This is a genomic window from Sphingomonas sp. Leaf230 (assembly GCF_001421745.1).
Taxonomy (GTDB): domain Bacteria; phylum Pseudomonadota; class Alphaproteobacteria; order Sphingomonadales; family Sphingomonadaceae; genus Sphingomonas.
This window is the reverse complement of record NZ_LMKW01000001.1, coordinates 273,391-297,496: the sequence shown is the minus strand read 5'-3', so window position 1 is coordinate 297,496 and position 24,106 is coordinate 273,391. Positions and strand designations below refer to the sequence as shown.

At 65.4% G+C, this 24,106-nt stretch carries 22 protein-coding genes and 1 tRNA gene; 11 read left to right on the top strand and 12 right to left on the bottom strand.

Translation table 11 applies throughout. The annotated features are described in order from the left end of the window. Positions 1–9: 9 nt before the first annotated feature. The 4 genes from ASE82_RS01370 to folE form a co-directional block, all read right to left on the bottom strand. Positions 10–687, bottom strand: a complete 678-nt coding sequence (locus ASE82_RS01370) for a type 1 glutamine amidotransferase domain-containing protein (RefSeq protein WP_056057909.1) — start codon at positions 685–687, stop codon at positions 10–12. A 232-nt stretch (positions 688–919) separates the two neighbouring features. Continuing rightward, positions 920–1,276: a dihydroneopterin aldolase gene (locus tag ASE82_RS01365; RefSeq protein WP_056057906.1), complete on the bottom strand. Its 357-nt coding sequence runs from the start codon at positions 1,274–1,276 to the stop codon at positions 920–922. Further along, positions 1,269–2,027, bottom strand: a complete 759-nt coding sequence (locus ASE82_RS01360; protein WP_056057902.1) for an SDR family NAD(P)-dependent oxidoreductase — start codon at positions 2,025–2,027, stop codon at positions 1,269–1,271. The genes ASE82_RS01365 and ASE82_RS01360 overlap by 8 nt, the downstream gene beginning before the upstream one ends. Next, positions 2,027–2,665 (bottom strand): GTP cyclohydrolase I FolE, encoded by a 639-nt coding sequence (gene folE, locus ASE82_RS01355; RefSeq protein WP_056059505.1) that lies wholly within the window; start codon positions 2,663–2,665, stop codon positions 2,027–2,029. The genes ASE82_RS01360 and folE overlap by 1 nt, the downstream gene beginning before the upstream one ends. 203 nt (positions 2,666–2,868) lie before the next feature. Here folE and ASE82_RS01350 point away from each other — a divergent pair, with 203 nt between their 5' ends. After that, complete coding sequence (locus ASE82_RS01350) at positions 2,869–5,928, top strand: TonB-dependent receptor (protein ID WP_056057900.1); 3,060 nt, start codon at positions 2,869–2,871, stop codon at positions 5,926–5,928. A gap of 409 nt (positions 5,929–6,337) precedes the next feature. Here the strand turns inward: ASE82_RS01350 and fghA are convergent, their stop codons facing one another. From fghA to ASE82_RS01335, 3 genes are all read right to left on the bottom strand, one after another. Then, positions 6,338–7,171 carry an S-formylglutathione hydrolase gene (fghA, locus tag ASE82_RS01345; RefSeq protein WP_056057897.1) on the bottom strand — a complete coding sequence of 278 codons (834 nt, stop codon included), beginning with the start codon at positions 7,169–7,171 and terminating at the stop codon, positions 6,338–6,340. Positions 7,172–7,489: 318 nt separating this feature from the next. Then, positions 7,490–7,873 carry a VOC family protein gene (locus tag ASE82_RS01340; protein ID WP_056057894.1) on the bottom strand — a complete coding sequence of 128 codons (384 nt, stop codon included), beginning with the start codon at positions 7,871–7,873 and terminating at the stop codon, positions 7,490–7,492. A gap of 10 nt (positions 7,874–7,883) precedes the next feature. Beyond that, on the bottom strand, positions 7,884–8,990 hold the full coding sequence (locus tag ASE82_RS01335) for an S-(hydroxymethyl)glutathione dehydrogenase/class III alcohol dehydrogenase (RefSeq protein ID WP_056057891.1): 1,107 nt from the start codon (positions 8,988–8,990) through the stop codon (positions 7,884–7,886). A 119-nt stretch (positions 8,991–9,109) separates the two neighbouring features. On the opposite strand from ASE82_RS01335, the gene ASE82_RS01330 reads away from it, so the two are divergent. The 3 genes from ASE82_RS01330 to ASE82_RS01320 all read left to right on the top strand — a co-directional run bounded on the left by ASE82_RS01330 (position 9,110) and on the right by ASE82_RS01320 (position 9,882). Next, a complete protein-coding gene (locus ASE82_RS01330) occupies positions 9,110–9,313 on the top strand; it encodes a DUF2945 domain-containing protein (RefSeq protein ID WP_056057888.1) in 204 nt (67 codons plus the stop codon). Positions 9,314–9,360: 47 nt separating this feature from the next. Next, positions 9,361–9,621, top strand: a complete 261-nt coding sequence (locus ASE82_RS01325) for an SWIB/MDM2 domain-containing protein (protein ID WP_031394799.1) — start codon at positions 9,361–9,363, stop codon at positions 9,619–9,621. 184 nt (positions 9,622–9,805) lie between these two features. After that, positions 9,806–9,882: transfer RNA gene (locus ASE82_RS01320), tRNA-Arg, on the top strand. A gap of 63 nt (positions 9,883–9,945) precedes the next feature. Here the strand turns inward: ASE82_RS01320 and ASE82_RS01315 are convergent. Next, on the bottom strand, positions 9,946–10,698 hold the full coding sequence (locus ASE82_RS01315; protein ID WP_235524359.1) for a UPF0149 family protein: 753 nt from the start codon (positions 10,696–10,698) through the stop codon (positions 9,946–9,948). Positions 10,699–10,816: 118 nt separating this feature from the next. Here ASE82_RS01315 and treF point away from each other — a divergent pair, with 118 nt between their 5' ends. The 3 genes from treF (at position 10,817) to ASE82_RS01300 (ending at position 14,992) form a co-directional block, all read left to right on the top strand. Then, a complete protein-coding gene (treF, locus tag ASE82_RS01310; RefSeq protein WP_056057883.1) occupies positions 10,817–12,364 on the top strand; it encodes an alpha,alpha-trehalase TreF in 1,548 nt (515 codons plus the stop codon). Positions 12,365–12,433: 69 nt separating this feature from the next. Then, complete coding sequence (locus tag ASE82_RS01305) at positions 12,434–13,318, top strand: exonuclease domain-containing protein (RefSeq protein ID WP_235524348.1); 885 nt, start codon at positions 12,434–12,436, stop codon at positions 13,316–13,318. A 102-nt stretch (positions 13,319–13,420) separates the two neighbouring features. After that, positions 13,421–14,992, top strand: a complete 1,572-nt coding sequence (locus tag ASE82_RS01300; protein ID WP_082440965.1) for a carboxylesterase/lipase family protein — start codon at positions 13,421–13,423, stop codon at positions 14,990–14,992. Between the two features lie 15 nt (positions 14,993–15,007). Here ASE82_RS01300 and ASE82_RS01295 read toward each other — a convergent pair whose 3' ends face one another. Together ASE82_RS01295 and ASE82_RS01290 are read right to left on the bottom strand one after the other, a co-directional pair. Then, positions 15,008–16,120, bottom strand: a complete 1,113-nt coding sequence (locus tag ASE82_RS01295; protein ID WP_056057879.1) for a lactonase family protein — start codon at positions 16,118–16,120, stop codon at positions 15,008–15,010. Between the two features lie 67 nt (positions 16,121–16,187). After that, positions 16,188–19,223: a glycosyl hydrolase family 28-related protein gene (locus ASE82_RS01290; protein WP_082440963.1), complete on the bottom strand. Its 3,036-nt coding sequence runs from the start codon at positions 19,221–19,223 to the stop codon at positions 16,188–16,190. 170 nt (positions 19,224–19,393) lie between these two features. On the opposite strand from ASE82_RS01290, the gene ASE82_RS01285 reads away from it, so the two are divergent. The 4 genes from ASE82_RS01285 (at position 19,394) to ASE82_RS01270 (ending at position 22,533) form a co-directional block, all read left to right on the top strand. After that, entirely contained in the window at positions 19,394–19,954 is a 561-nt protein-coding gene (locus ASE82_RS01285) for a gluconokinase (RefSeq protein ID WP_056057876.1), read from the top strand. 133 nt (positions 19,955–20,087) lie between these two features. Beyond that, a complete protein-coding gene (locus tag ASE82_RS01280) occupies positions 20,088–20,945 on the top strand; it encodes an alpha/beta hydrolase (RefSeq protein ID WP_235524341.1) in 858 nt (285 codons plus the stop codon). Next, entirely contained in the window at positions 20,945–22,042 is a 1,098-nt protein-coding gene (locus ASE82_RS01275) for a Gfo/Idh/MocA family protein (protein ID WP_056057869.1), read from the top strand. The genes ASE82_RS01280 and ASE82_RS01275 overlap by 1 nt, the downstream gene beginning before the upstream one ends. Beyond that, complete coding sequence (locus tag ASE82_RS01270; protein ID WP_056057866.1) at positions 22,042–22,533, top strand: cupin domain-containing protein; 492 nt, start codon at positions 22,042–22,044, stop codon at positions 22,531–22,533. Before ASE82_RS01275 ends, ASE82_RS01270 begins: the two co-directional genes overlap by 1 nt. Here ASE82_RS01270 and ASE82_RS01265 read toward each other — a convergent pair. Further along, positions 22,512–23,453 (bottom strand): DUF979 domain-containing protein, encoded by a 942-nt coding sequence (locus ASE82_RS01265; protein ID WP_056057863.1) that lies wholly within the window; start codon positions 23,451–23,453, stop codon positions 22,512–22,514. The genes ASE82_RS01270 and ASE82_RS01265 overlap by 22 nt on opposite strands. Next, positions 23,450–24,103 (bottom strand): DUF969 domain-containing protein, encoded by a 654-nt coding sequence (locus ASE82_RS01260; protein WP_056057861.1) that lies wholly within the window; start codon positions 24,101–24,103, stop codon positions 23,450–23,452. The genes ASE82_RS01265 and ASE82_RS01260 overlap by 4 nt, the downstream gene beginning before the upstream one ends. Positions 24,104–24,106: the final 3 nt, after the last annotated feature.

Sequence of the window (24,106 nt, the reverse complement as noted above, 5' to 3'; positions counted from 1 at the left end):
CGTTTCTCCTTACGCCAGCTTCGCGAGCAACGCCTGTGCCGCCTTTGCCGACGAGGCGGGGTTCTGGCCGGTGATCAGCAGGCCGTCCTCGACTACGTACACGCCCCAGTCGGTGGTCTTCGAATAGGTGCCGCCCTTCTGTTGCAGCATGTCCTCGACCAGGAACGGCACGACATCGCTGAGCCCAACCGCGGCTTCTTCGCTGTTGGTGAAACCGGTGACCGTCTTGCCCTTCACGAGTGGCGTACCGTCAGCGGCCTTTACGTCGCGCAGCACGCCGGGTGCGTGACAGACCAGCGCGACGGGCTTGCCTGCGCCGAGCGTGTCCTGGATCAACGCGATCGAGGTAGGATCGTTGGCGAGGTCCCAGAGCGGTCCGTGCCCGCCCGGATAGAACACTGCGTCATAGTCGGCGATCCGCATCTCCGACAGTTTGCGCGTATCGGCGAGTGCGGCGGTCGCCTCGGCATCGGCCTCGAACCGGCGTGTCGCGTCGGTCTGTGCGTCGGGCTTGGCGCTGCTTGGATCGAGCGGCGGCTGGCCACCCGCCGGCGATGCGAGCGTGATGTCCACGCCGGCGTCCTTGAACACGTAATAGGGCGCTGCGAGTTCCTCGAGCCAGAAGCCGGTCTTGCGGCCGGTATCGCCGAGGTCGGCATGCGAGGTGAGAACGACGAGAATTTTCAACTTTGGTCTCCGGATCGGGTTCGTGGGGAGAGAACGAACCGGCTCTAGGATCGGCGCCTTCCGACCGTGAAACCAAATGCGTCCGGTCGTGGGACTATTGCCCTGGGCGCGGCCGGTCGGCAATCATACGACGCCTTACCCCTTCTTGTTCTCCCGCGAAGGCGGGAGCCCAGTCTGGATCCCCGCCTTCGCGGGGAAACAAATCTTTCCCGGACGCTGGATCGACCTCTCGCTAGATTTGGCGCTCCCGGACGATGCGGCATCCGATGGCCGCGTCAGGGTAGACGTCGGTCTTCATCGTCTCGATCTCGACCCGCCTCACCCGTTCGTCACTCAGGCACAGCGCAGCAATCGCCTCGCACAGCGTCTCCTGCAGCGCGAACGGGCGCTCCGCTACCATCGCCAGGATGCCTGCGCGGACGAAATCGTAATCGAGCACTTCCTCGATCGCATCGTCGCCGAGCGGGCCTGGATACACGACCGTCATCTCGACAGAGACGACCACGCGTTGTGGCGCGACTTCGTGCGGGTGGATGCCCAGCCGCATCATCACCTCGAGTCCGTCCAGGATCGTCGTGAATTCAGCCATTTCGCCTCTCGAACATCACGTCACCGTCTCGCGTCAGAAACCGTTGTCCGCAATCCACGAACACATTCTGCCCCGTCACGCCTTTTGCGATCAGCAGCCACGCGACCGCATCCGCGACCGCTTCGGCGCCGACCGGCCGCCTGAGCAGATTGTCGCTCGCTACCGCCGCGAACTCCTCCTCGCTCTGGTCTCCGCTCGGCAAGGTCAGCCCTGGCGAAATCGCGTTGACCGAGATGCGTGGGCCGAGCGCCTGTGCCAGCATCGTCGTCGCCCCCTCCAGCGCGATCTTGCCGCAGCTGTACGAGAAGAAGTCCGGGTTGAGGTTCGCGACCTTCTGGTCGAGCACATTGACCACCGCGCCGTCCGCGACGTCGTCCTGCGACGCGAGCGCCGACGCGAGCAGCACCGGCGCCCCGCAATTGATCGCGCCAAGTTCGGCGAACAGCACAGGATCGACGGTCGGTGGTCGGTCGAATTCGAACTTCGACGCGCAGTTCACCAGTCCGTCGATCGGCCCGCCAATCGCCGAGCGTGCCGCCGCGAACAGGTCACCGATCGTGCCCAGATCGCTCAGGTCACCCGCTATCGAAGCAGCACGCCCTCCCCCGTCGACGATCTCCGCAACTAACGCCGCCGCTTCGTCGGGCGAGTGCCCCTGATGCACGACCACGGCATGCCCGTCCGCAGCCAGCCGCCGGACGATCGCCGCACCCAGCCGCTTCGCCCCGCCCGTCACCAGGACGGTTCGCATCAAACGCCGCGCCCCATCAAGGCCAGCACTTCCTTGCGGCTGCGCTCGTCGTCGCGGAACACGCCCATCATCCGGCTCGTGACCATCGTCACCCCCGGCGTGCGGACACCGCGCGCGGTCATGCAGGCATGGCTCGCCTCGATCACCACCGCGACGCCCTGCGGCTTGAGGTTGTCCCAGATGCAGTCCGCCACTTCCGCGGTCAGCCGCTCCTGCACCTGCAACCGCCGTGCGAAGCCGTGCAGCACGCGCGCAAGCTTCGAGATGCCGACGACATGGTCGCGCGGCAGGTACGCGATGTGCGCCTTGCCGATGATCGGCGCCATGTGATGCTCGCAATGCGACTGGAACGGGATGTCCTTGAGCAGCACGATCTCGTCATACCCGCCGACTTCCTCGAACACGCGTTCGAGATGTTTCGCCGGATCGTCGCCATAGCCCGCGCAATATTCCTTCCACGCACGTGCAACACGACGCGGCGTATCGATCAGGCCCTCGCGGGTCGGATCGTCACCCGCCCAGCGGATCAGCGTACGGATCGCCGACGCTACGTCATCGGGCACAATTACCTTGCCGTCGGGACCAAGCACATCGTCTTCAACCGGCCGCCCATCGGACCCGTTCAGTTCATCCCGCATCGCAACACCCTTTGTCAGCATACCCAAACATCGGAACATGGGTCCTCTTTTGCAACTGTTTCATTTCAGCAACGCGCCGTAAATCCCAGTAATCCGGGGCTCAAAATGCGTTGACGCTAGATCGTTTTCGTCGTTACTTCGCCATACCTGAAAAACTAAATCGTGAATCGGCACAGACCGGCACGATCGGGGAGAGGACTGACATGGCCAAGTTCGAATTGCTCGCCGCCTCGGCGATGATACTCCTGTCGATTGCGCCGGCAATGGCCCAGACGGCCACCACATCGGCTGGAAACGTCGGCCCCACCAACGGACCGGGGCAAGACGCGCCGTCCACGCCCGGCACTTCGACGCAGACCGCCCCCGCCGATACCGCGGCCAGCGCCTACGCGTCGCAGGATATCGTGGTTACCGCGCAACGCCAATCGCAACGTTTGCAGGATGTTCCGATTGCAGTCAGCGCTTTTACCGCGGACACGATCTCGAAGCAGCAGATCGTTAACCCGAGTGCGCTCCAGCAGACGTTGCCCAACGTCACCTTCACCAAGACCAATTTCACCACGTCGAGCTTCACGATCCGCGGCATCGGCGATCTGTGCGTCGGCGCGACCTGCGACCAGGCGACCGCGATCCACGTCAACGACATGCCGCTCGTCACCACGCGATTGTTCGAAAGCGAGTTCTTCGATCTGGAGCGGATCGAGGTGTTGCGCGGACCGCAGGGTACGCTGTTCGGTCGTAACGCGACGTCGGGCGTGGTCAACTTCATCACCGCCAAGCCGGACCTGTCGGGCATCCACGCCGCCGCCGAGGCCGAGTACGGCAATTATGATTCGAAGCGCGCGCGCGCGATGATCAACCTGCCCTTCACCGACACCCTCGGCATCCGCGTCGCGGGCACGTATCTCAATCGCGACGGCTATACCAAGAACACCTATGACAATTCGAAGATCGACGGGCGCGACCTGTATTCGATCCGTGGCACGTTGTCGTGGGAGCCGACCAGCGATACCCGCGTCGACCTGATCGGCTATTATTTCCGCGAGAAGGACAACCGCAGCCGTATCCAGAAGCAGCTCTGCCACCGCGATCCGACCGGCATCCTGGGCTGCCTTCCCGATCGGCTCGCCAACGAGACGCCGAACGGCAACTCGACGCTGGCCGCGACGCTCGCCTCCACCCAATATTTCGGGATCGCCGGCACGCAGCTGGGGCATCCGGAGATTGCCGCGATCGGCCTGCAGAACCTGTATGCGACCGACACCTATGCCGGGGTGGTCAATCCCGGCGACGTCCGCACCGTCCGGATCGACTCAAACCCGACCTATTTCGCCGAGGAAGAGCAGTACACCGCCAAGATCTTCCATGATTTCGGTCCGGTTTCGTTCAACTTCACCGGCGGGTTCTCACGCAACACGGTCGACAGCACGACCGACTTCAACCTTGCGGTCGAGAATCCCCTCGCGGGCAATGTCGGCCTGAACACGTTGAATGCGATCGGCCGGCCCGGCGTGGTGATCCCGCTGCCCGGCGGCGCGCTGGTCAATACCGGCTATCTCAATGGCGTCCGTTCCGTACTGATCCCCAATGGCCCCGCCGGCGGCGCATGCCAGTCGGGCGCCGATACGAACAATGTCGGCGTGTTCGGCGGCAACGGCATCGGCTGTTACGCGCAGAGCCTCGACGTCGATCGCTCGCGCCAGGTGAACAGGCAATATTCCGCTGAAGCGCATATCGACAGCTCGTTCGATGGCATGTTCAACTTCCTGCTCGGCGGCATCTATGTCGACTCGCGCAGCCAGAACACCGACTATTTTGTCAACGCGTTCGGGCTTGATTACGCATCGGGCGTGCTCGGCGCGGCCAGCTCGGCGGCGATCCCGGGCGTCAACGGCAACGCGTTCCTCGCCACGCCGTTCTACCGCAACGACGGCGACGATTTCCGCCTGAAATCCTACGGGATCTTCGGCGAGACCTATTTCGAGTTCAACGACAAGCTGAAGCTGACGCTCGGCCTGCGCTACAACCACGACGAGAAGGACGTGAAGGCGCGCAACATCACGCTGAACGTGCTGACCCCGATCGGCGCGTCGAACATGACGCAGGGGCTGAACTACACCACCACCGACTTCGACTCCACGCGCGCCGGGGTGCAGGAATATGCGCTCGACAAGGTCAGCTTCTCGCGGCTCACCGGCCGTGCGGTGATCGACTACAAGATCTCGCCGGACAATCTGATCTACGCGTCCTATTCGCGCGGCTACAAGTCGGGCGGTATCAATCCGCCCTTGCCCGCGACCTTCTCGGTGCCGACCACCTTCACGCCCGAGAAGATCGACTCGTTCGAGATCGGTTCGAAGAATACCTTCGGTAACGGCGCGTTGCGGCTCAACGTCACGGGCTTCTACTACAAGTACAAGCAGTTGCAGCTGAGCCGGATCGTCGCGCGGACCGCGGTCAACGACAATGTCGACGCCAATGTCTACGGCGTCGAGGCGGAAGCGATCCTCAGCCCGATCCCGGCGTTCGTCGTCAACATGAACGCGAGCTACCTTCACAGCGAGGTGTCGGCGGACAAGTTTCTGGTCAATCCACGCGATCCGTCGGGCGGCCGCTCCGACGCGGTGATCATCAAGGACCTGCAGAGCGCCGCCAACTGTGCGGTCGTGCCGACCACCGCGGGCAATATCGTCGGGGTGAACACCTATGTCGGCGCGGTGAACTCAGGTCTCGGCCTGCGCGCACCCGTGGCGATCCCGACGACCAACACTACCGGCGCGTACAGCCTGTGTTCCGTGCTGGCTTCCACCGCAGCCAATCCCCCGGCCGCCTTGCGTGCGCTGTTCGGCGTGCCGACCGGTGCGCTGCCGTACAGTGTTATCGACGGCGTCGGCGTCAACATCCGCGGCGGCAAGCTGCCCCAGGCACCGACCTACAAATTCTCGGCAGGCGCTCAGTACACCATCGCGTTCGGCAACGGCATGTCGTTCGTGCCGCGCGTGGACCTTAACTACACCGGCGGCTTCACCGCATCGATCTTCAACCAGCTGGTCGACCGCGTGCGGGGTTATGAGGTGATCAACGCGCAGGTGCAGCTGAACGGCGCCGAAGACCGCTGGTTCCTGCGCGGCTTCGTGCAGAATTTGACGAACAATGACTCGATCACGGGTCAGGCGGTCGGCGACCAGTCGTCGGGGCTGTTCACGAATATCTTTACGATCGACCCGCGGCGGTATGGGATTGCGGCTGGGTTCAAGTTCTGAGGGGGGACGCAAACGATCCTCCCCCGCATGGGGGAGGTGGCGCCGAAGGTGACGGAGGGGAGGAGACGGAGCAGATGTGGGCGCGTGCCACCCCCTCCGTCTGGCAAGTGCCAGCCACCTCCCCCTTGCGGGGGAGGATTTCAGGGCGCCCTGTCTCCTCGTGAGGGCGGGGACGCTAACCGGTCTCCCGGCTTCGTGACAGAAACGGGGTATGGTGCCTTACTGCACAAACTTGAGCTTTCGAAGGGCTAGCCATCGACTTGCTCCCCTCCCTGAAAGGGAGGGGTTGGGGGTGGGTCGGTCTGGATCGGCCGCGGTGTATACCAAGCAGCCTACCCACCCCCGGCCCCTCCCTTTCAGGGAGGGGGGAAGATAGCAGGTGCCCCTCCTCACCGGAGAGGAGAGACGATCACTTCAGGCGCTTGGCGTGCCACGCCACATGATCCGCCATGAAAGTCGAGATGAAGTTGTAGCTGTGGTCATACCCCGGCTGCATCCGTAGCGTCAGGTCGATCCCCGCAACCTTGCAAGCCTCAGCCAGCAACTCCGGCTTCAGCTGCTCGACCAAGAAACCGTCTGCATCGCCCTGATCGACCAGGATGTCCTTCACCCGCGCGCCATCTTCGATCAACGCACACGCGTCATACGCCCGCCACGCCGTCCGGTCCGGCCCGAGATACCCGCCAAGCGCCTTGTCACCCCAGGGGCACTGCAACGGCGACACGATCGGTGCGAACGCCGACACGCTCCGGAACCGCTCAGGATTGCGCAACGCGATCGTCAGCGCACCATGACCGCCCATCGAGTGTCCGAAGATCCCCTGCCGCGCCATATCCGCCATCGGAAATTCCGCGCCGATCAGCGCCGGCAGTTCGTCCTCGACATAGGTCCGCATCCGGAAATTCTTCGCCCAAGGCTGCTCAGTCGCATCGACGTAGAAGCCTGCGCCCTTGCCGAAGTCGTACGCCTCGTCATCCGGCACGTCGTCGCCACGAGGCGAGGTATCCGGTGCGACCAGGATCACGCCAAGTTCTGAACACGCGCGGCGATACTCGCCCTTGTCCATGACGTTGGCGTGCGTGCAGGTGAGCCCCGACAGGAACCACAGCACCGGCAACCGCGCGCCGTCGTCATGCGGCGGCACATAGACCGCGAAGGTCATGTCGGTACCGGTCGCGGTCGAGGCGTGGCGGTAGACGCCCTGCGTGCCGCCATACGCCTTGCTGGTGGATACGGTTTCCATCAGCCCAACTTTTCAAACTTGCGTTTGCCTATGAGGCGGACCGCCTCCAGCTCTTGAATCAAAATGTCGATCTCACGTGAAAACTCTGAAAAGTTCTGAGCGTCTTGGGTTAGGCAAATATGCAATGGTTTTCCATTCTGATCGCGCGTGCTCGGGAACGAATGGTACTCATCGACAGCGACATGCCCGCTAGTCCACCCACTGCCCATCGCAACTGGCAAAAACTTAAATCGCGGCATTAGGTCGCAACTGCGGTCGACGCGTGGCGGTAGACGCCCTGCGTGCCGCCATACGCCTTGCTGGTGGAAACGGTTTCCATCACGCGACCCGATGCGCGGCGCAGAGCTTGTTGCCCGCCGGATCTCGCAGATAGGCGAGATACAGCGTGCGACCCGCGGTACCCTGGCGAATCCCGGGCGGGTCCTCGCACGCGGTCCCGCCGTTCGCGAGCCCCGCGGCGTGCCACGCATCGGCGGCCTTGGGCGACGCGGCGACGAAGCCCATCGTGCTACCGTTGCCGTGGCTCGCCGGCTGCCCGTCGATCGGCTTCGTCAGCAGGAAACGTCCGCCGGCGTGCGCATAGACCACCCGCCCCCATTCATCGACGACGCCCTCGGGCACGCCGAGCGCACCCAAAGCCGCGTCGTAGAACGCCTTCGACGCCGCAATGTCGTCGGCGCCGAGCATGATATGACTGAACATCTGTGTGTCCTCAGTAGATCACGACGGAGCGGATGCTCTCGCCGGCGTGCATCAGGTCGAAGCCCCTGTTGATCTCGTCGAGCGTCAGGCGGTGCGTGATCATCGGGTCGATCTCGATCATCCCGTTCATGTACCAGTCGACGATCTTCGGCGTATCGGTCCGTCCGCGCGCGCCACCGAACGCGGTGCCGCGCCAGTTGCGCCCGGTGACGAGCTGGAAGGGTCGCGTGGAGATCTCCTTGCCCGCCTCGGCCACGCCGATCACGATCGAGGTGCCCCAGCCGCGATGGCACGCCTCGAGCGCCTGCCGCATCACGGTCGTGTTGCCGGTCGCGTCGAAGGTATAATCCGCGCCGCCATCGGTCAGCGCGACGATGTGCTGGACGATGTCACCGACATCCTTGGGATTGGCGAAGTGCGTCATGCCGAAGCGACGCCCCCATTCCTCCCGGTCGGGGTTGATGTCGACGCCGACGATCATCCCCGCGCCCGCAAGCCGCGCGCCCTGGATCACGTTCAGCCCGATCCCGCCGAGCCCGAACACGACGACCGTGTCGCCCGGCTGGACCTTCGCCGTGTGGACGACCGCGCCGACGCCGGTCGTGACGCCGCAGCCGACATAGCACGACGTATCGAACGGCGCGTCCTCGCGGATCTTCGCGACCGCGATCTCCGGCAGCACGGTGAAGTTCGAGAAGGTCGAGCAGCCCATGTAATGGAAGATCGGCTGGCCCTTGTAGCTGAACCGCGTCGTCCCGTCCGGCATCAGCCCCTTGCCCTGCGTGGCGCGGATCGCGGTGCACAAATTGGTCTTCTGGCTGAGGCACGACTTACACTGGCGACACTCGGGGGTATAGAGCGGGATGACGTGATCGCCGACCGCGACGCTGGTCACGCCTGCGCCCACTTCGCGGACGATGCCGGCACCCTCATGGCCGAGCACGCTCGGAAACAACCCTTCCGAATCAAGCCCGTCGAGCGTGTACGCGTCGGTGTGGCAGATGCCCGTCGCCATGATTTCGACGAGGACTTCGCCGAATTTCGGCCCTTCGAGGTCGAGTTCGACGATCTCGAGCGGTTTTTTTGCCTCGAAGGCTACGGCGGCGCGGGTCTTCATGGGTGGGTCTCCTTGATTGCCGCCTTGATGGCCCCCGTGCCCTGCGTCTGCAACCCATACGCGATGCAACCAATGCCGCGTTGCCGCGCTTGATCCTTTCAAATCAAGGAGATGGCGCGATGAAGGATCCGAAGAAGGGCAACGAGGTCACCTGGAAATCGCACGGCGGCGAGGCGCACGGCACGGTAGAGAAGAAGCAGACCACCGATACGAAGATCAAGAGCCACACCGTCAAGGCGTCCAAGGAGGAGCCGCAGTTCATCGTAAGGAGTGACAAGGGCGGCAAGGCAGCGCACAAGGCGGACGCGCTCACCAAGGCGTGACCACGCGCGCAGTGCCCAACGCACGCGCGCAACAGGAAGGAATGCTTATGGCTACAGCTCCCAAGACCGGCGGCATCCACGCCCCCGTCCAGCCCTCTCCCGAGCTCGGCGAGATCGTCGGCAACGACAAGCTGCCGCGCAGCGAAGTGATCAGCAAGGTGTGGGTCTACATCAAGGCCCACAACCTTCAGAACCCCGAGAACAAGCGCGAGATTCTGGCTGACGAGAAGCTGAAGAAGGTCTTCGGGCGTGACAAGTGCACGATGTTCGAGATGAACAAGTACATCTCGCAGCACGTCAAGGCCTAACCGCCCGCACTGCACGGCAAGCGGCGACGGGGCATCGTAAGCGATACCCGTCGCCCCTTGATCGAACCTCGTCGAGGGTTCGCCGTACCGAGAATATCGTCGTCGCCCGAACATTACACTGCGCGACCGGACGCTAGCCCAGAGCTTGATCGTCCCACCCGACCGGCGTAATGCGCCAGCCGATGCCCCCGTAGCTCAGCCGGATAGAGCGACGGTTTCCTAAACCGTAGGCCGCGTGTTCAAATCTCGCCGGGGGCACCAGCTTTTCCGCAGCATGCCGCTGCCGCTTTTTAATGGTGTCGCAACGCCCGGCAGACGGCACTTTCATCCGCAGCAGCGTTTGGATTTTTTTCCAGAACCGCATGGGCAGGGATCGTTTCTACCGACCTTCGTCGCGGCGGGCGGCGTCGCTGATGATGCGCCTGCGTTCTGGGTATGCGCGGCATGGAGTTTCAGGACGGCGGCGACGATCTGCGCCGGAGCGTGCGCGTCGAGCGCGTTGACCTCGATGCTGTCGAGCTCGGTTTCGTTGGTGACGATCGCGATCAGGGACATGATCTGCGCCATGGCGTCGGCGGTATCGGGATCGGTGCTGTCACCCAATGCCGTCCAGCTTTCCGGCCTGAGCGCCACCGCTTCGGCGAAACCGTCGATCCAGGCTTCCCAAAGGACATCGCCATTGCGGTCGTCGGTGTCGAAGATCGGCTGAGGCTTGCCGCGGGTCAGGTCGCGAACGATCTCGGCGTAGCGTGCCATCACCGCATCGACGAACCACTGGACGTCGGCGGGATCGTCGAACGGCGGGTCGACGCTGTCGTCCGAGCCCCAGATGCTCTGGAGCCACTCGGCCTGCGGGATCGTGTCGGGCCCGACCACCAGGGCCGTCAGGAAACCGTCGAGTTCGGTGAGCAGCATCGGCTCCTCGAGCGGAAGATCGGCGAGCGCACCGTCGAGACGTCGGAAACGGGAGGGGAGATTTTTCATGGGTTCGGATCGGCTGCCTTGGAGAATGCAGTACGTCATAGCCTGCTGATGATGGGCGCTGCCAGCGACGAGTGGTGCAAAGCCCTGCGCCAACCGGAATGGACGGGGCGCGTGACACTTGCCTCGTGCGGGCGATCCTTCCATTGCATTCGGGTCGCCCACCGGATCGGGGAATTCGTACGTGATCAGGACCCTTTGCCGTTTTGCCGCTATGGCCTCGGTCGCCGCGATGGCACCGGCGCAGACTGCCCCCTCACTCAAAGCGGTCCAGTCTCCGGCCGACGTTTACGGGCCGCTGTTTCGGGCCGTGCAGCAGGGCCATGTGTTCGCGGACGGAAAGACGTTCGTCGATGCGGTGCCGAAGCGGTCGGCGGAGGCGATCATGGCCGACTATGTGCGGACCAAGCCTGCCGGCCCGGCGCTGAAAGCATTCGTGCTCGCCAATTTCGTGGTGCCGGGGGAGAATGATCGCGGCTCGGGCGATCTCAGGACGCACGTCCGGACGCTCTGGCCGCAACTCGTGCGCCAGCCGGTCGCGCCGGTCGCCGGCAGTTCCGCGCTGCCGCTCCCTGCTCCCTATGTCGTGCCCGGCGGGCGCTTCCGCGAAATCTATTACTGGGACAGCTATTTCACGATGCTCGGGCTGAAGGTCGATGGCCAGCAGCCGCTGGTGGAGTCGATGCTCGAGGATTTCACCAGCCTGATCGAGCGGTATGGGCATATCCCGAACGGGACGCGGACCTATTATCTCAGCCGGTCACAGCCGCCTTATTATACGCTGATGCTCGACCTTTCGACCAACACCGACCCCGTGGTTGCGAAGCGTCGACTGGCGGCGCTGCGGGTCGAGCACGCGTTCTGGATGAAGGGCACGGGCTGCATCGACGGCAAGCCCGCGTGCCTGCGCGTGGTGCGGATGCCCGACGGGAGCGTGCTCAACCGCTATTACGACGACCGCGATACGCCGCGTGACGAATCCTATGCCGAGGACGTTGCGACCGCGGCAAAGGCGGCGCCCCGACCCGTTGCCGACACGCAGCGCAACCTGCGGGCGGGTGCGGAAAGCGGGTGGGATTTCAGTTCACGCTGGCTGCGTGATCCGCAGTCGCTCGCGACGGTCCACACCACCGACATCGTGCCCGTCGATCTCAACAGCCTGTTGTGGGCGATGGAACGCCGCATCGCGGACGGCTGTCGTGTGGCCGACGACGCACCCTGCGCGGATGCGTTCACGACGTTGGCGGCCAAGCGCAAGACGGCGATCGACCGCTATCTCTGGCAGGCGACGACCGCCCGTTATGCTGACTGGGACCTGTCGACGCGTCAGCCCACCGCGAGCGTCAACGCGGCGATGCTGCACCCGCTATTCGTAGGCCTCGCCTCTCCGGTGCAAGCGAAGGCGGTCGCGGCGACGGTACGCAAATCGCTGGTGGCTGAGGGCGGCTTGCGGACGACGACGCTGAACACGGGGCAGCAATGGGACGAGCCCAATGGCTGGGCGCCGTTGCAATGGGTGGCGATCGCCGGGCTGGAGCGGAATGGTGAACCGGCGCTCGCGAAGGACATCGCCAAGCGCTGGCTCGGAACGGTCGGCGCGGCCTATGCCGAAACGGGCAAGATGCTGGAAAAATACAATATCGAGCAGCGTACGCCGGGGGGTGGCGGCGAATATCCGGTGCAGGACGGCTTCGGGTGGACCAACGGCGTGACCAGCGCGATCCTCGACCGCTATCCCGACTTGGCGCAGAAGGCGAAGTAAGGCAGGCGCTAGCGAACGTTCCGGCGGCAATGGTTGCTTACGGCACCCGGCGCCACATATGGACGTGCAATGCTCGACCCAGCGCCCGCCAGCCAGACCGACGTCACCGATATGCTCACACCGGATTTCGTCGTCATCGACGTCGAGACGGCATGCTCGCGCGTCAGCAGCATCTGCCAGGTCGGGATCGTCGGATTTCGCGACGGCCGCGAGATCTTCGAATACGAGACGCTGGTCGACCCGCGCGACGAGTTCAATGTGTTCAATACCCGGATCCACGGGATCACGGAGGATCACGTCACGGGCAAGCCGTGCTTTGCCGACATCCACGGCATCGTCGACGGTCATTTGTCGGGGCGGACGACGGTGGCGCATTCCTATTTCGACAAGGGCGCACTCGCCGCCGCGTGTCGCATCCATGACCGTCCCCCGATCCAGACGGTCTGGCTCGACAGCGTCCGCGTTGCGCAGCGGGCTTGGCCCGATCTGGCGAACCACCGACTGGGCGGCCTCGCGCAATATCTCGGGATCGCGCACAAGCATCACGACGCGCTGAGCGATGCGCGCGCCGCCGGCTGGGTGATCGTCAAGGCGATCGACCATACTGGCATCGCGCTCGACGAATGGCTGAAACCACCGCGCAAGCCTGGCCCTGCACCGCGCCCCGCTTCCGCCGGTCCGCTCAGCGGCGAACGCATCGCCCTTCTCGGTGAACCTCGCGATGGGCGGCTTGCCAACGCGATTGCCGCGCTTGGCGGGCGGATCGTGTCGGCGGTCGGCAATACGACGACTATGCTCGTCATCACCGGGCGCGCGCCGTTCAGCTATTCGGTGCGCAACAGCGGCGCGTATCGCCGCGCGGAGCAGTATCGGCGGCTCGGCGGAACGATCCGTGTGGTATCCGAGGTCGAGCTCGATCTGCCGGCTATCGCGGCCAGCTTTACGGCAGCCTGAGCAGGCGCGTGCTACCGGCAATCTGAAGGAACAGCGACCGTCCGCCTTGGCAAACGCCAGGTGGGGTGCGACCATTGTCCCAAAGCGATAGCGGAGGGCGATATGCGGTTGGCGACTTGGGGAATGGCGGTCGGCTTGCTGGCAGCACCGGCGATGGCGCAACGTGTGCAAGTGGCGAACGGCGCGATCGAGGGCACGCACGTTTCGACCGCCGCGACGCCGGTCGATGCGTTTCTCGGCATCCCCTATGCGGCGGCACCGATCGGCCCGTTGCGGTGGCAGCCACCGCGGCCGGTTGCGCAATGGACTGGTGTACGCAAGGCAGACCGTTTCGGTGCGCGCTGCATGCAGCAGCCGCTGTTCGCCGACATGAAGTTCCGCTCGCCGGGTATCAGCGAGGACTGCCTGACGCTCAACGTCTGGACGCCGGCGGGCGCGAAACCGGGCGCGCGGCTGCCCGTGCTGTTCTACATCCACGGTGGCGGCGCGATCGCGGGTGACGGGTCGGAACTGCGCTATGACGGGGCGGCGATGGCGCAGAAGGGCATCGTCGTCGTGACGATCAACTACCGGCTGGGCGCGTTCGGATTCCTCGCGACCAGCGCGCTGGCAGCGGAGTCGCCGACGCATTCCGCGGGGAATTACGGCCTGCTCGATCAGGCAGCGGCGCTGGCCTGGGTCCGGCGCAACGCCGCCGCTTTCGGGGGCGATCCGGCGCGGATCACGATCGGCGGGGAGAGCGCGGGATCGATGTCGGTCAGCGTGCTGATGACCTCGCCGCTCACCCGCACGCAGTTCGCGGGGGCGATCGGCGAGAGCGGTGGCGTGCTGCCGCCAACCTTCCGCCCCAAGCCTCTCGCGGTGGCGACGAAGGACGGCGATGGGTTCACAGTGGCGGCGGGTGCGCCGTCGCTCGACGCGCTTCGGGCGATGCCGGCCGAGGCTTTGCTCGCTGCACAGGGTATGCAGCGGTTCCGGGCGGACTTCATCGTCGACGGGCAGTTCCTGATGGAGCCGCCGATCGATACCTACACGGCGGGGCGAGCGGCGCGCGTGCCGTTGCTGGTCGGTGCGAACTCGCAGGAGGGAAGCTGGACGAGCATCCTTGCCGGGCAACCGCCGACGGTGGCGAATTATCGCGCGGGCGTCGCGAAACTCTTTACCGATCCGGACGCCCTGCTCGCCTTGTACCCGGCGAAGTCGGATGCTGACGTGCCCGTCGCGGCGACCGCGTTGGCAAGCGATGCGTTTCTCGGCGCGTCGACGTGGCAGTGGTTCGACCTGCACCGCCGGATGCGTCAGCCGACCTATTATTATCATTTCGCGCATCCCCGCCCGGCTGCGCTGCCGCCGCTGACCAACCCCGACGTGCCGCCGATCGGGGCGGTGCACAGCGCGGAGATCGAATACGCGCTAGGCAACCTTGATACGAACCCGGCCTATGCGTGGACGGCGGACGATCGCCGGATCTCGACGGTGTTCCAGGGGAATTTCGCCGCGTTCATCAAAACCGGTAATCCGAACGCTGCCGGGCTACCGAACTGGTCGCCTGCGCCATCCGGAGAGGGCGTTATTCCACGCCAGATCGTCGACGTGCAGACGCGTTCGGAACCGTTCGTCGAGCAGGCACGCTATGTCGCGGCGACACCGTTGCTCGAACGGCGGGTGCCCTGAACTAGCGGACCCGTGCTAGACCTGGCCGACAAAGACCACGCCGGGCACAGACACCGTCTGTCCGTTTGTGGTCAGTCGGCCATCGGGTTCGATCCTGAAGATCGCCAGCGTGCCTGATCGCTCGTTGCCGACGAGGACACGGCGCTGCGCTTCGAGGACCAGAAGGAAGCGCGGCCACGTGCCGCCGCTGGGGATATGCTGGAGCAGTCTCGGCACGCCTGACGCGTCGAGCGCGAAGACGGCGACGCTGTCATGGCCGCGGTTCGAGACGTAGAGCCGCCGCCCGGCCTGGTCGATCGCGATATGCGCGGCCTGCGAGGCGCCCTCGTACCCGCTCGGCAGTGTCGAGACCGTGTGGCGGGTCGCGAAACTGCCGTCTGCGCGGGCGTCGAGCATGATGACCGTATTGGACAGTTCGCATACGACGTAGGCGAGTGGACGGCGTGGATAGTGGACCAGATGGCGCGGCCCCGCGCCCGGCGGCGCACGCCATGCCGCGACCGGCTCGGACAGTGAGCGCGCATGCGGGTCGAAGCGATAGGCGAAGATTGTGTCCGTCCCCAGGTCGACCGAATGCAGCCAGCGGCGATCCGGGCTGAAGCCGACCCAGTGCGCATGCGGTGCCTCCTGCCGGGCCGTGTTCGGGCCATGCCCCGTGTGGCGGAACACGACTGGCTCGCCTGGCACACCGGTGCGCGGGTCGAGGCGGTGGAACGCCACGCTGCCGCTCGAATAATTGGCGACCGCGAGGCAGGTGCTGGCGCGGTCGATCGCGACGTAACACGGGTCGGCGCCTGTCGTGGGGGCGGTGCCGCGGTGCGACCAGTCCGGCGCGTAGGCAGCGATCTCCCCCGCGGCCTTCTCGCGGACGAAGTAATACGCACCGCCCGGGCCGCCGCCGACGCCGAACGAGGCGTCGTCGATCCCGGATATCGGCGTGCCGACCTGCCATGTGTCGCGATCGGGGTCGAACGAGATCGGATACACGCCCTTGCCGCCTTCGCGTGCGTAGGTGCCGGCGATCAACCGTACCCGCCGCTTGCCGCCGCCGGCCGCGACCGCCGGGAAGGCGATCGTAGCCGCCATCGCGGTCAGGGCCGACCGTCGTGTCGTGGTCCAGTCGGTCATGCCCGTTCCTTTGCAGCTATCGGCGGGTGTCATGCGTCAGCGGTGCCACCGAGGCAACGAACGCCGCTCAGGTTTCGACCGCGTAGAGCGCGTGGTGCGTCAGGATGAACAACGTCCGCCCGTTCGCACCGCCGAAGATCAGTTGCAACGGCCGCTCGGGCACGTCGATCCGTCCGGACTCGCGTCCATCCGCGTCGTGGACGAACACCTGGCCGTTGGCGAGATAGACTCGGCCGTCCGGTCCAGCCGCGACGCTCTCACCGCCGCGATTGGCGAACGGCTTCAGATCGGTGATGCTGCCGCCGGCGCCGACCAGTCCGCTATAGGTTTTGGCTTCGGAGCCATTACTGACGAACACGCGCTCACCGAGCTTGGCGTTCACGAAGCCGTAGGTGTCGAGTGCGTCCGAGAAGCGCCAGCCGAGATGGTTGGGCGGCCCCTGCTGGACGGTGCGATACGCGGGCAGGACCAGCGAGCCATCTGGCGAGACATATTCGCGCGGTTTGGGCACGGCCATGTCGCGCGCGAACATCTCGCCGAGCGTCGTGAACTGGTAGGTCGTCGGATCGATCTGATCCTTGAACTCGCCATTGACCCAGAAATTGCCCGGTAGCGCGATGTTCGCATCGCGGTGCGGAGTGACCGGCGTCGGGGGGATCACGGCGATGCTGTCCGGATCGCCGGGCTTGATGCTGTAGACCGTCCCCGCCGCGCCGTCCGACGACAACACCATGAGGTTACCCGAGCGATCGACCGCGAGATTGACCGGATCGACGGGCGCGTCGGCGGCGACCGACAGCCCCTCGCTCGACGTCCAGCCATAGATGCGGTGTGTATTATGCTCGACGAAGTAGAGCTTGCCCTTCGCATCCACCGCCGCGCCCGCGATCGAGTAAAACCCGTCTTCCAGCTTGCGAACGGTTGGGCCAGTGGTCGTCGCGACCAGCGTGGCGCCGCGTTTCACGTCCAGCACCGCGAACTCGCGTTCGCGCACCTCCGCCCCGGAGGTCATGTCCTGAATCGCGTTCTCGTACGGGAACTTGCTCGCGCGCAGGTCGGTACCGCAGCCCTCCGCATCGCAGAACGCCAGTCCGCTCTCGCCGTTCACATGCACGTTGCGGAAGCGGATATCGTCGGAATTGTAGATCCGCACCGCCGATGGCGCCGGCTGGAGCGACCGCGTTACGCGGTAGGCGTGATAGTTCGCGAACAGGATGTTGCTCGAATTGCGAACCTCGAGCGACAGCGCGTTGCGGCTCTCGCCCGCCTCTTCCTCGGTTTGCGGGGCGAGGAACTCCCAGTTCTTGACGCCGTCCAGGACGATTTCGGCGTGCGCGTGATGCTCGGCGGACATCTCGTACACACGGCCCGGCGTGCTCGTGTTCGAGACGTGGAGGCCGGCGGCGGCAAAGGTGTTGGGGGTCCACAAATTGTTGAACGTGCCGCCGCCGCCATCGGTGACCGAGAGGCTCGCATATTGCCCGTCCCAGCGCTTGCGCGGATCGGCGTCGCCGGTATGGTCGGCGTTGTACGGATCGATCCGACTGCCATCGGCGCGGCTGGTACCATGACCGCCGTGAAAGCGGACGTCGTCGACCAGCGAGTCCGGGCCCGCCTTCCACAGCAACGCGGTCGCGCGCGGGTTGATGCCGCCGGTGGTCAAGCCGATGCCGGAGACGATCGCCGCGCCACCCTTCGCGCTTTCGATCAACCCCTTGGCAGCACCGATGCCGCGGAACGCCAGCGTGTCGTCCGCCAGGACGATCTGCGTCATGTCCGGATGCAGGCCGATCAGCACCGTGTCGGACCGCAGCTTCAGCGTATCGGAGACGCGGTAGAAGCCGGTCGGGAAATAGACCACGCGGTGCGTATCGATTGCGTGCTGGATCGCCGCTGTATCGTCGGTCGCATCGTCGCCCTTCGCGCCCGCGCTCCGCACGTCGAACCACTGCGCGACGGGCGGCAGCGCGCGGATCGCGGGCGGTATCCGCTTCGGCATTGCCGGGATCGGCACGGCATCGACTCGCGTCTCGTACTTGCCGGTCGCGCCGAGACCCGGCAGCGTCAGGCCGTAGGTGAACGCCTTGACCCGGTATTTTGCGCCCTGCCCGGCCACGGTCTTACCGCTGTCACGGAACCGCGCGAAGATCGGCACGGCGCTGGCAGTGGCGTCCTGGAAGCCGATCTGCGTGTAGACATTGTCCTCGTTGCTGATGACGACGGCGGCGTCCGAGACGTTCTCGAACCGCACGTCGCGGCCCCATAGCCAGTCGCCATAGCCGCGGTCGATCTCGATCCCGACGGGAACGTTGCGGATGCTGGTGTTGACGAGCGTCAGCCCCGCCTCATGCTCGCGGATCGCGGCATCGCGCTGTCCCTCGAACGACGAATCCAGCAGCGTGTACTGCCATGCGGGCGAGGTCTTCTCGCTGAGGATGCCGTAGCGCCCACCGAAGAAGCGCAGGTCCTGCCCGACATTGCCGACCTGATAGATACCGGCCAGCCCGGAGCCGATGTGGAAGTCGATATGGCTCAGATACGCGTGCTGCGCCAAATGGAAACGCACCGCGGTTGCCGCGGGATTGCCGTCGCCGATTTCGAAATCGACGTTGCTGAGCGCGGAGTAGAACGTCCCCGAATTGGCGTCGGTGATGGTGGCATCGAACGGTACGCTGGTCGGCGGCGGCACCGGCACCTTTGGCGGTGCGGCGCGACTGTCGGCACGCGAGCCGGTGAAGAACAGCATGTTCGCCACGCCGGTCTGGAACCCCGGGGTTGCCGCGCCGAGCGTGATGACGGGGCGCGTCTTGCCCGTGCCGAACACGCGCACGCCGGGCCAAACGAAGATCGTCCGCGAGATACGATAGCGGCCGGCGGGCAGGAAGACGATGCCCTCGCCGCCTTTCGCGCTCGCCGCGCTGTCGATCGCGGCCTGGATCGCGGCGGTATCGTCGGATCGGCCGTCACCGCGGCCGCGAACCGTCACCGCGCGTGGATCCGCCGGTGCGGTGAGAAATACCGATTGAGACGGAGAGGCCGAACGGGGGGCTGCAAACGCTGGAACGGTCGTCCCCAGAAGCGCGATCGCTAGTGTCAGTTTCACAGGCTCACCCGAGATTGTTGTGGGACGCGCCGGACGATGTCCGCCAGTGTGCACCGCAGGTAGTGGCCCATGCGACCATAGGCGATCACGACCAAGGTCGTAGTAGCCGATCCCGCGTCCACGGACGATAGACGGTGACGAACCGACCGCGCGCAGCTTATGGAGAGCCAGTGCCTCCTCCCTCCGAAACGATCCCCAATCCGGCCGACGCGCTACCCTATGCCATCATCGTGATGGGCGTCAGCGGCAGCGGCAAGTCGACACTGGGTGCCGAACTTGCGCGCCGTCTGCGCTGCGATTTCCTAGAAGGGGATGCCTTCCACAGTGCCGGCAGCGTCGCGAAGATGCGGTCGGGCCGGCCGCTCGACGACCAGGACCGCTGGCCCTGGCTCGATAGGATCGCAGCCGGGTTGCACGATGCGGCCCGGACGGACGGTACTGCGGTCGCAGCGTGTTCGGCGTTGAAGCGAGCCTATCGCGATCGACTGGCGCACGCCGTCGGCATGCCGCTGCTGTTCGTGTTTCTCGATACGAAGGACAGCGGCGAACTCGCCCGACGGCTGGTTCACCGTGCGGACCATTACATGCCCGCCAGCCTGCTCGCGAGCCAGCTCGATACGTTGGAAGCACTCGGTCCCGACGAGCGCGCCGTCACGCTCGATGCGGAGGACGCGCCCGATCGGCTTTGCGCCGAAGCGCTCGCGTGGATCGGACGCGAGATGCCCGGCTGAGTCGAGACGGCCGAAGACGCACGACGAAGGTCGTAATAGCCAAGCCGGCCGACAAGGCCGACACTCGATGGCAGTACTCGCGCAGGAGTGCGGTCGAGGGTCGTTGATGTCGCTACGCGTTGCTTTCGCCCTCATGCTGGTTGCAGCGCCCGCCGCTGCGCAGCAGGCGCCCGTCGTGGCGCTCTGGCCGAACGGCGCGCCCGGATCGGAAGCGCGCCGGACCGAAGCCGAGACGGTCAGGGACAGCTATGTCAGCAACGTCCACAACCCCACGCTGACGATTTACCGCCCCGCCCCGAGCCATGCCAACGGCGCCGCGGTGATTGTGGCGCCGGGTGGCGGTCACCGCATGCTGGTGTGGATCAACGAGGGCGAAGTGCCCGCCAAGGCGCTCAACCGCTACGGCGTCACGACGTTCGTCCTGAAATACCGCCTCGCGCGCGATCCCGGCTCATCGTACGATATCGAGCGCGACGCGGCAGCCGATCTGCGGCGCGCTGTCCGATGGGTCCGCGCGCATGCGAGCGACTACGCGATCGATCCTGCCCGGATCGGCGTGATGGGCTTTTCGGCTGGCGGCGAACTCGTGTCGCTCGTCGCCGACAACCCCGCGCCGGCCCAGACGCCGATGGATGCGATCGACCGCGTGAGTGCGCGGCCGGACTTCCAGGTGCTCGTCTATCCGGGACCACTTGGCACGCCGGCCAAGGCCGTCGCAAACGCGCCGCCGGCATTCCTTGTCGCGGGGTCGCTCGACCAGTGCTGCGCGACATCGGCGATGGCGCTGTATTCGCAGCTTCGCTCGGCGGGCGTTTCGGCGGAGTTGCACCTTTACGCGGACACCGATCACGCGTTCAATCTCGGCACGCGGTCGGAGCGCATCTCGATCCAGCATTGGCCCGATCGATTGGCGGACTGGCTCGCCGATGGAGGCTGGCTCATTCCGCATGGATCGGCGAAGATACCCCCAGTTTCTCGAAAGGAACCCTGATGGAATTCGGCAGGCGTGATCTCCTGGTCGCCGCGGCAACGCTGGCCGCCACATCGAGCGGCGTGGCGCGTGCGGCCCCCGACCGGAAGCTCGGCTATGCGATCGTCGGGCTCGGCTATTACGGGTTGCAGACGATCATGCCGCAATTCGTCAATTGCGAGCATTCGCGCGTCACAGCGCTGGTCAGCGGCGATCGGACCAAGGCGCTCGCGACCGCGACGAAGTACGGCGTGCCCGAGCGGTCGATCTATACCTATGCCGATTTCGACCGCATCCGCGACAATCCCGACGTCGACATCGTCTATGTCTGCCTGCCCAATTCGATGCATGCCGAATACACCATTCGCGCAGCGAAGGCCGGCAAGCACGTGATGTGCGAGAAGCCGATGGCTGTATCGGTCGCCGAATGCGAGCAGATGATCCGCGCGTGCAAGACCGCGGGCAAAAAGCTGATGATCGGCTATCGCTGCCATTTCGAACCGTTCAACCTGGAGGCGATGCGACTCGCCAAGTCCGGTGCGGCGGGCAAGATCCGCTACGTCCGTTCGGAGCATGGCTTCGTCCAGGGCGACCCGAACAAATGGCGGCTCAAGCGCGCATTGTCGGGCGGCGGTTCGTTGATGGACATGGGCATCTACAGCCTGCAGGCCGCGCGCTACATGACCGGCGAGGAGCCGATCGCGGTTACCGCGCGCGAATCCACTGACCGTCGCGATCCGCGTTTTCGCGAGGTCGAGGACATGATCGAATGGACGCTCGAGTTCCCGTCGGGCGCGATCGCGGGGTGCCAGTCGATGTACAGCGCCAATCAAAACCATATCCTGCTGATGGGCGACAAGGGGCGCATCGAGCTGGAACCGGCGACGCGCTATGACGGCAACAAGATGTGGACCGGCCGCGATGGTCGCGAGACCGCGATCACCAGCCCCCCGCCCGGCCCCGGCAAGACCCAGTTCGCGGGACAACTCGATCATCTGGCCGAATGCATTTTCGATGGGCGCGAACCGATCGTCTCGGGCGAAGAAGGCCTGCGCGACATGCGGATCGTCGAGGCGATCTATCGGTCCGTCCGCGAAGGCCGGACGGTGAAGCTGTGATGCGGCCGTTGCTTGCCGCTGCGGTGGCGCTCGCCGCAGCCTCTGCGTTGCCCGCGCAGACCGCCAGCGATCCGACGAGCTTCGCTGCATCTGCCGACGTTCGCGCGCGGATCGTTGCGTTGGAGAAGACGATGAAACCAGGCCAGGGGTTCGCCATGGCGCCGCTGGTACAGGCGAACGGGACGAGCGCGGCGCTCGAATATTGGAAGGCGCCGGGCAAGCCTGCGGTGCATCCGGACGAGGCCGAATACGCGACCGTGATGGCGGGATCGGGGACGCTCGTCTCGGGCGGTACGCTGATCGCGCCGAAGCTGCGCTTTCCGGGGCTGGTCGAAGGTGATCGGATCGAGGGTGGCACGACGCGGAAGCTTGCGGTCGGCGACGTGTTCCTGATCCCGGCGGGGACGCCGCACTGGTTCGGCATCGATGGCAAGCTGGTCATGCTCGGGACGAAGATCCGGACGTCAGGTCAGCGGAAGCCCAGCCAGTAAAGCAGCCCGATATTGACCGCGAGCAGCGGGAGTGCGGTCGGTATCTGCGCGTGGATGACCGCGTTCTTGTCCTTGAGATCGAGCAACGCGGCGGGGACGAGATTGAAGTTCGCCGCCATCGGCGTCATCAGCGTGCCGCAGAACCCGCTAAGCATGCCGATCGCCGCGACCACCGCCGGGTCGCCGCCATAGTGGCGGACAAGCAGCGGGATGCCGATCGCTGCGGCCATCACCGGGAACGCCGCGAACGCGTTGCCCATGATCATCGTGAACAGCGCCATGCCCAGCGTGTAGGCGAGCACTGCACCGATGAGGCTCCCCTCCGGGATCGCGTGACCGGCCAGACCGCCGACTACGTCGCCGACGCCGGCGAGCGCGAACACCGCGCCGAGGCTCGCCAGCATCTGGGGGAGCACGGCGGCCCAGCCGATCGCGTCCATCAACCTGACACCCTCCGCAAGCGGCGTGGCGATGCGGGGGCGGAACCACAGGTGCATGGCGACCAGCGCGATCAGGACGCCGCAGGTCAGCGCGACGAGTGTTGCTTGCTTGGGGTCGACTAGGCTGGGGACGGCGCGGAACAGGACCGTGCCGCCGAGTGCTGCGGCCGGAATGATCAGGGCGGGGAGGAATATCCGGTTGCCGAGCCGTGCGGCTTCGGCACGGCGCTCGTCGAGTGTAGTCGTAGCACGCCCGCCCCTCCCCATCGCGCCCGAGCCGGCGATCGCGACGAGCGCCAGGACAAGCACGCCGTTGCCGACATCACCGAGCTTTCCACCCAGCAGGAAGCTGATCGCCAGCACCGCGTAGAAGGCCGCATTGCCGAAGCGCTTCGGGTTGGCGCGATCGGTCGCGCTCAGGATCGCGAATGCCGCGAACATCAGGCCGGCGATGCCGTAGATGAAGCCGGTGCCGATCATCGCACGCGCGCCCGTCTGCGATCGAGCAGCCAGAGGCGGAAGCCGTGGATGAGGAACGCAGCGATCGCGGTCGGGATCGCCCACATCGAGAGGTGGAGCGGCTGGATAACGATGCCGTAGCCTTCGAGCACGCCCTTCATCAGCAGGATCGAGCCGATCGCTATGAAGATGTCCTCGCCGAAGAAGAGCCCGATATTGTCTGTCGCGGCCGCCATCGCCGGGATGCGGTCACCGCCGGGCGCGATACCCTGCGCTTCGGCGGCGGCTTCGGCCATCGGCGCGACCAGCGGGCGGACGCTTTGCGCCGGGCCGGCGATCGAGGTAAGGCCGAGCGCTGCGGTGAGCTGGCGGAACAGGAGATAGCCGGTAAGGAAACGCCCCACGGTCGCCCCCTTGAGCTTGCCGATGGCTAGTCTCGCGCGTTCCTGGAGACCGTGGCGTTCGAGCATCCCGATCACCGGGAGCACGATGTAGATCACGGTGACGTAGCGGTTCTCGTTAAATGCCTTCCCGAACGCGGCGAGGATCACGAGGGGTGCTATCCCGGCGGCGAGGCCGGTAACGAGTGCGGAGACCGCTACGACGAGCAGCGGATTGAACCGGAGCAGGAAGCCCGCGACGATCACCGCGATGCCGCAAAGGACCAGCATGCC

What these genes read in the sequence shown, in the direction of transcription:
- ASE82_RS01365 (WP_056057906.1), bottom strand. Translation starts at nt 1,276, where the DNA reads ATGGCTGAATTCACGACGATCCTGGACGGACTCGAGGTGATGATGCGG.
- ASE82_RS01360 (WP_056057902.1), bottom strand. Translation starts at nt 2,027, where the DNA reads ATGCGAACCGTCCTGGTGACGGGCGGGGCGAAGCGGCTGGGTGCGGCG.
- folE (WP_056059505.1), bottom strand. Translation starts at nt 2,665, where the DNA reads ATGCGGGATGAACTGAACGGGTCCGATGGGCGGCCGGTTGAAGACGAT.
- ASE82_RS01350 (WP_056057900.1), top strand. Translation starts at nt 2,869, where the DNA reads ATGGCCAAGTTCGAATTGCTCGCCGCCTCGGCGATGATACTCCTGTCG.
- fghA (WP_056057897.1), bottom strand. Translation starts at nt 7,171, where the DNA reads ATGGAAACCGTATCCACCAGCAAGGCGTATGGCGGCACGCAGGGCGTC.
- ASE82_RS01340 (WP_056057894.1), bottom strand. Translation starts at nt 7,873, where the DNA reads ATGTTCAGTCATATCATGCTCGGCGCCGACGACATTGCGGCGTCGAAG.
- ASE82_RS01335 (WP_056057891.1), bottom strand. Translation starts at nt 8,990, where the DNA reads ATGAAGACCCGCGCCGCCGTAGCCTTCGAGGCAAAAAAACCGCTCGAG.
- ASE82_RS01330 (WP_056057888.1), top strand. Translation starts at nt 9,110, where the DNA reads ATGAAGGATCCGAAGAAGGGCAACGAGGTCACCTGGAAATCGCACGGC.
- ASE82_RS01325 (WP_031394799.1), top strand. Translation starts at nt 9,361, where the DNA reads ATGGCTACAGCTCCCAAGACCGGCGGCATCCACGCCCCCGTCCAGCCC.
- treF (WP_056057883.1), top strand. Translation starts at nt 10,817, where the DNA reads ATGGCCTCGGTCGCCGCGATGGCACCGGCGCAGACTGCCCCCTCACTC.
- ASE82_RS01305 (WP_235524348.1), top strand. Translation starts at nt 12,434, where the DNA reads ATGCTCGACCCAGCGCCCGCCAGCCAGACCGACGTCACCGATATGCTC.
- ASE82_RS01300 (WP_082440965.1), top strand. Translation starts at nt 13,421, where the DNA reads ATGCGGTTGGCGACTTGGGGAATGGCGGTCGGCTTGCTGGCAGCACCG.
- ASE82_RS01295 (WP_056057879.1), bottom strand. Translation starts at nt 16,120, where the DNA reads ATGACCGACTGGACCACGACACGACGGTCGGCCCTGACCGCGATGGCG.
- ASE82_RS01280 (WP_235524341.1), top strand. Translation starts at nt 20,088, where the DNA reads ATGCTGGTTGCAGCGCCCGCCGCTGCGCAGCAGGCGCCCGTCGTGGCG.
- ASE82_RS01275 (WP_056057869.1), top strand. Translation starts at nt 20,945, where the DNA reads ATGGAATTCGGCAGGCGTGATCTCCTGGTCGCCGCGGCAACGCTGGCC.
- ASE82_RS01270 (WP_056057866.1), top strand. Translation starts at nt 22,042, where the DNA reads ATGCGGCCGTTGCTTGCCGCTGCGGTGGCGCTCGCCGCAGCCTCTGCG.
- ASE82_RS01265 (WP_056057863.1), bottom strand. Translation starts at nt 23,453, where the DNA reads ATGATCGGCACCGGCTTCATCTACGGCATCGCCGGCCTGATGTTCGCG.
- ASE82_RS01260 (WP_056057861.1), bottom strand. Translation starts at nt 24,103, where the DNA reads ATGCTGGTCCTTTGCGGCATCGCGGTGATCGTCGCGGGCTTCCTGCTC.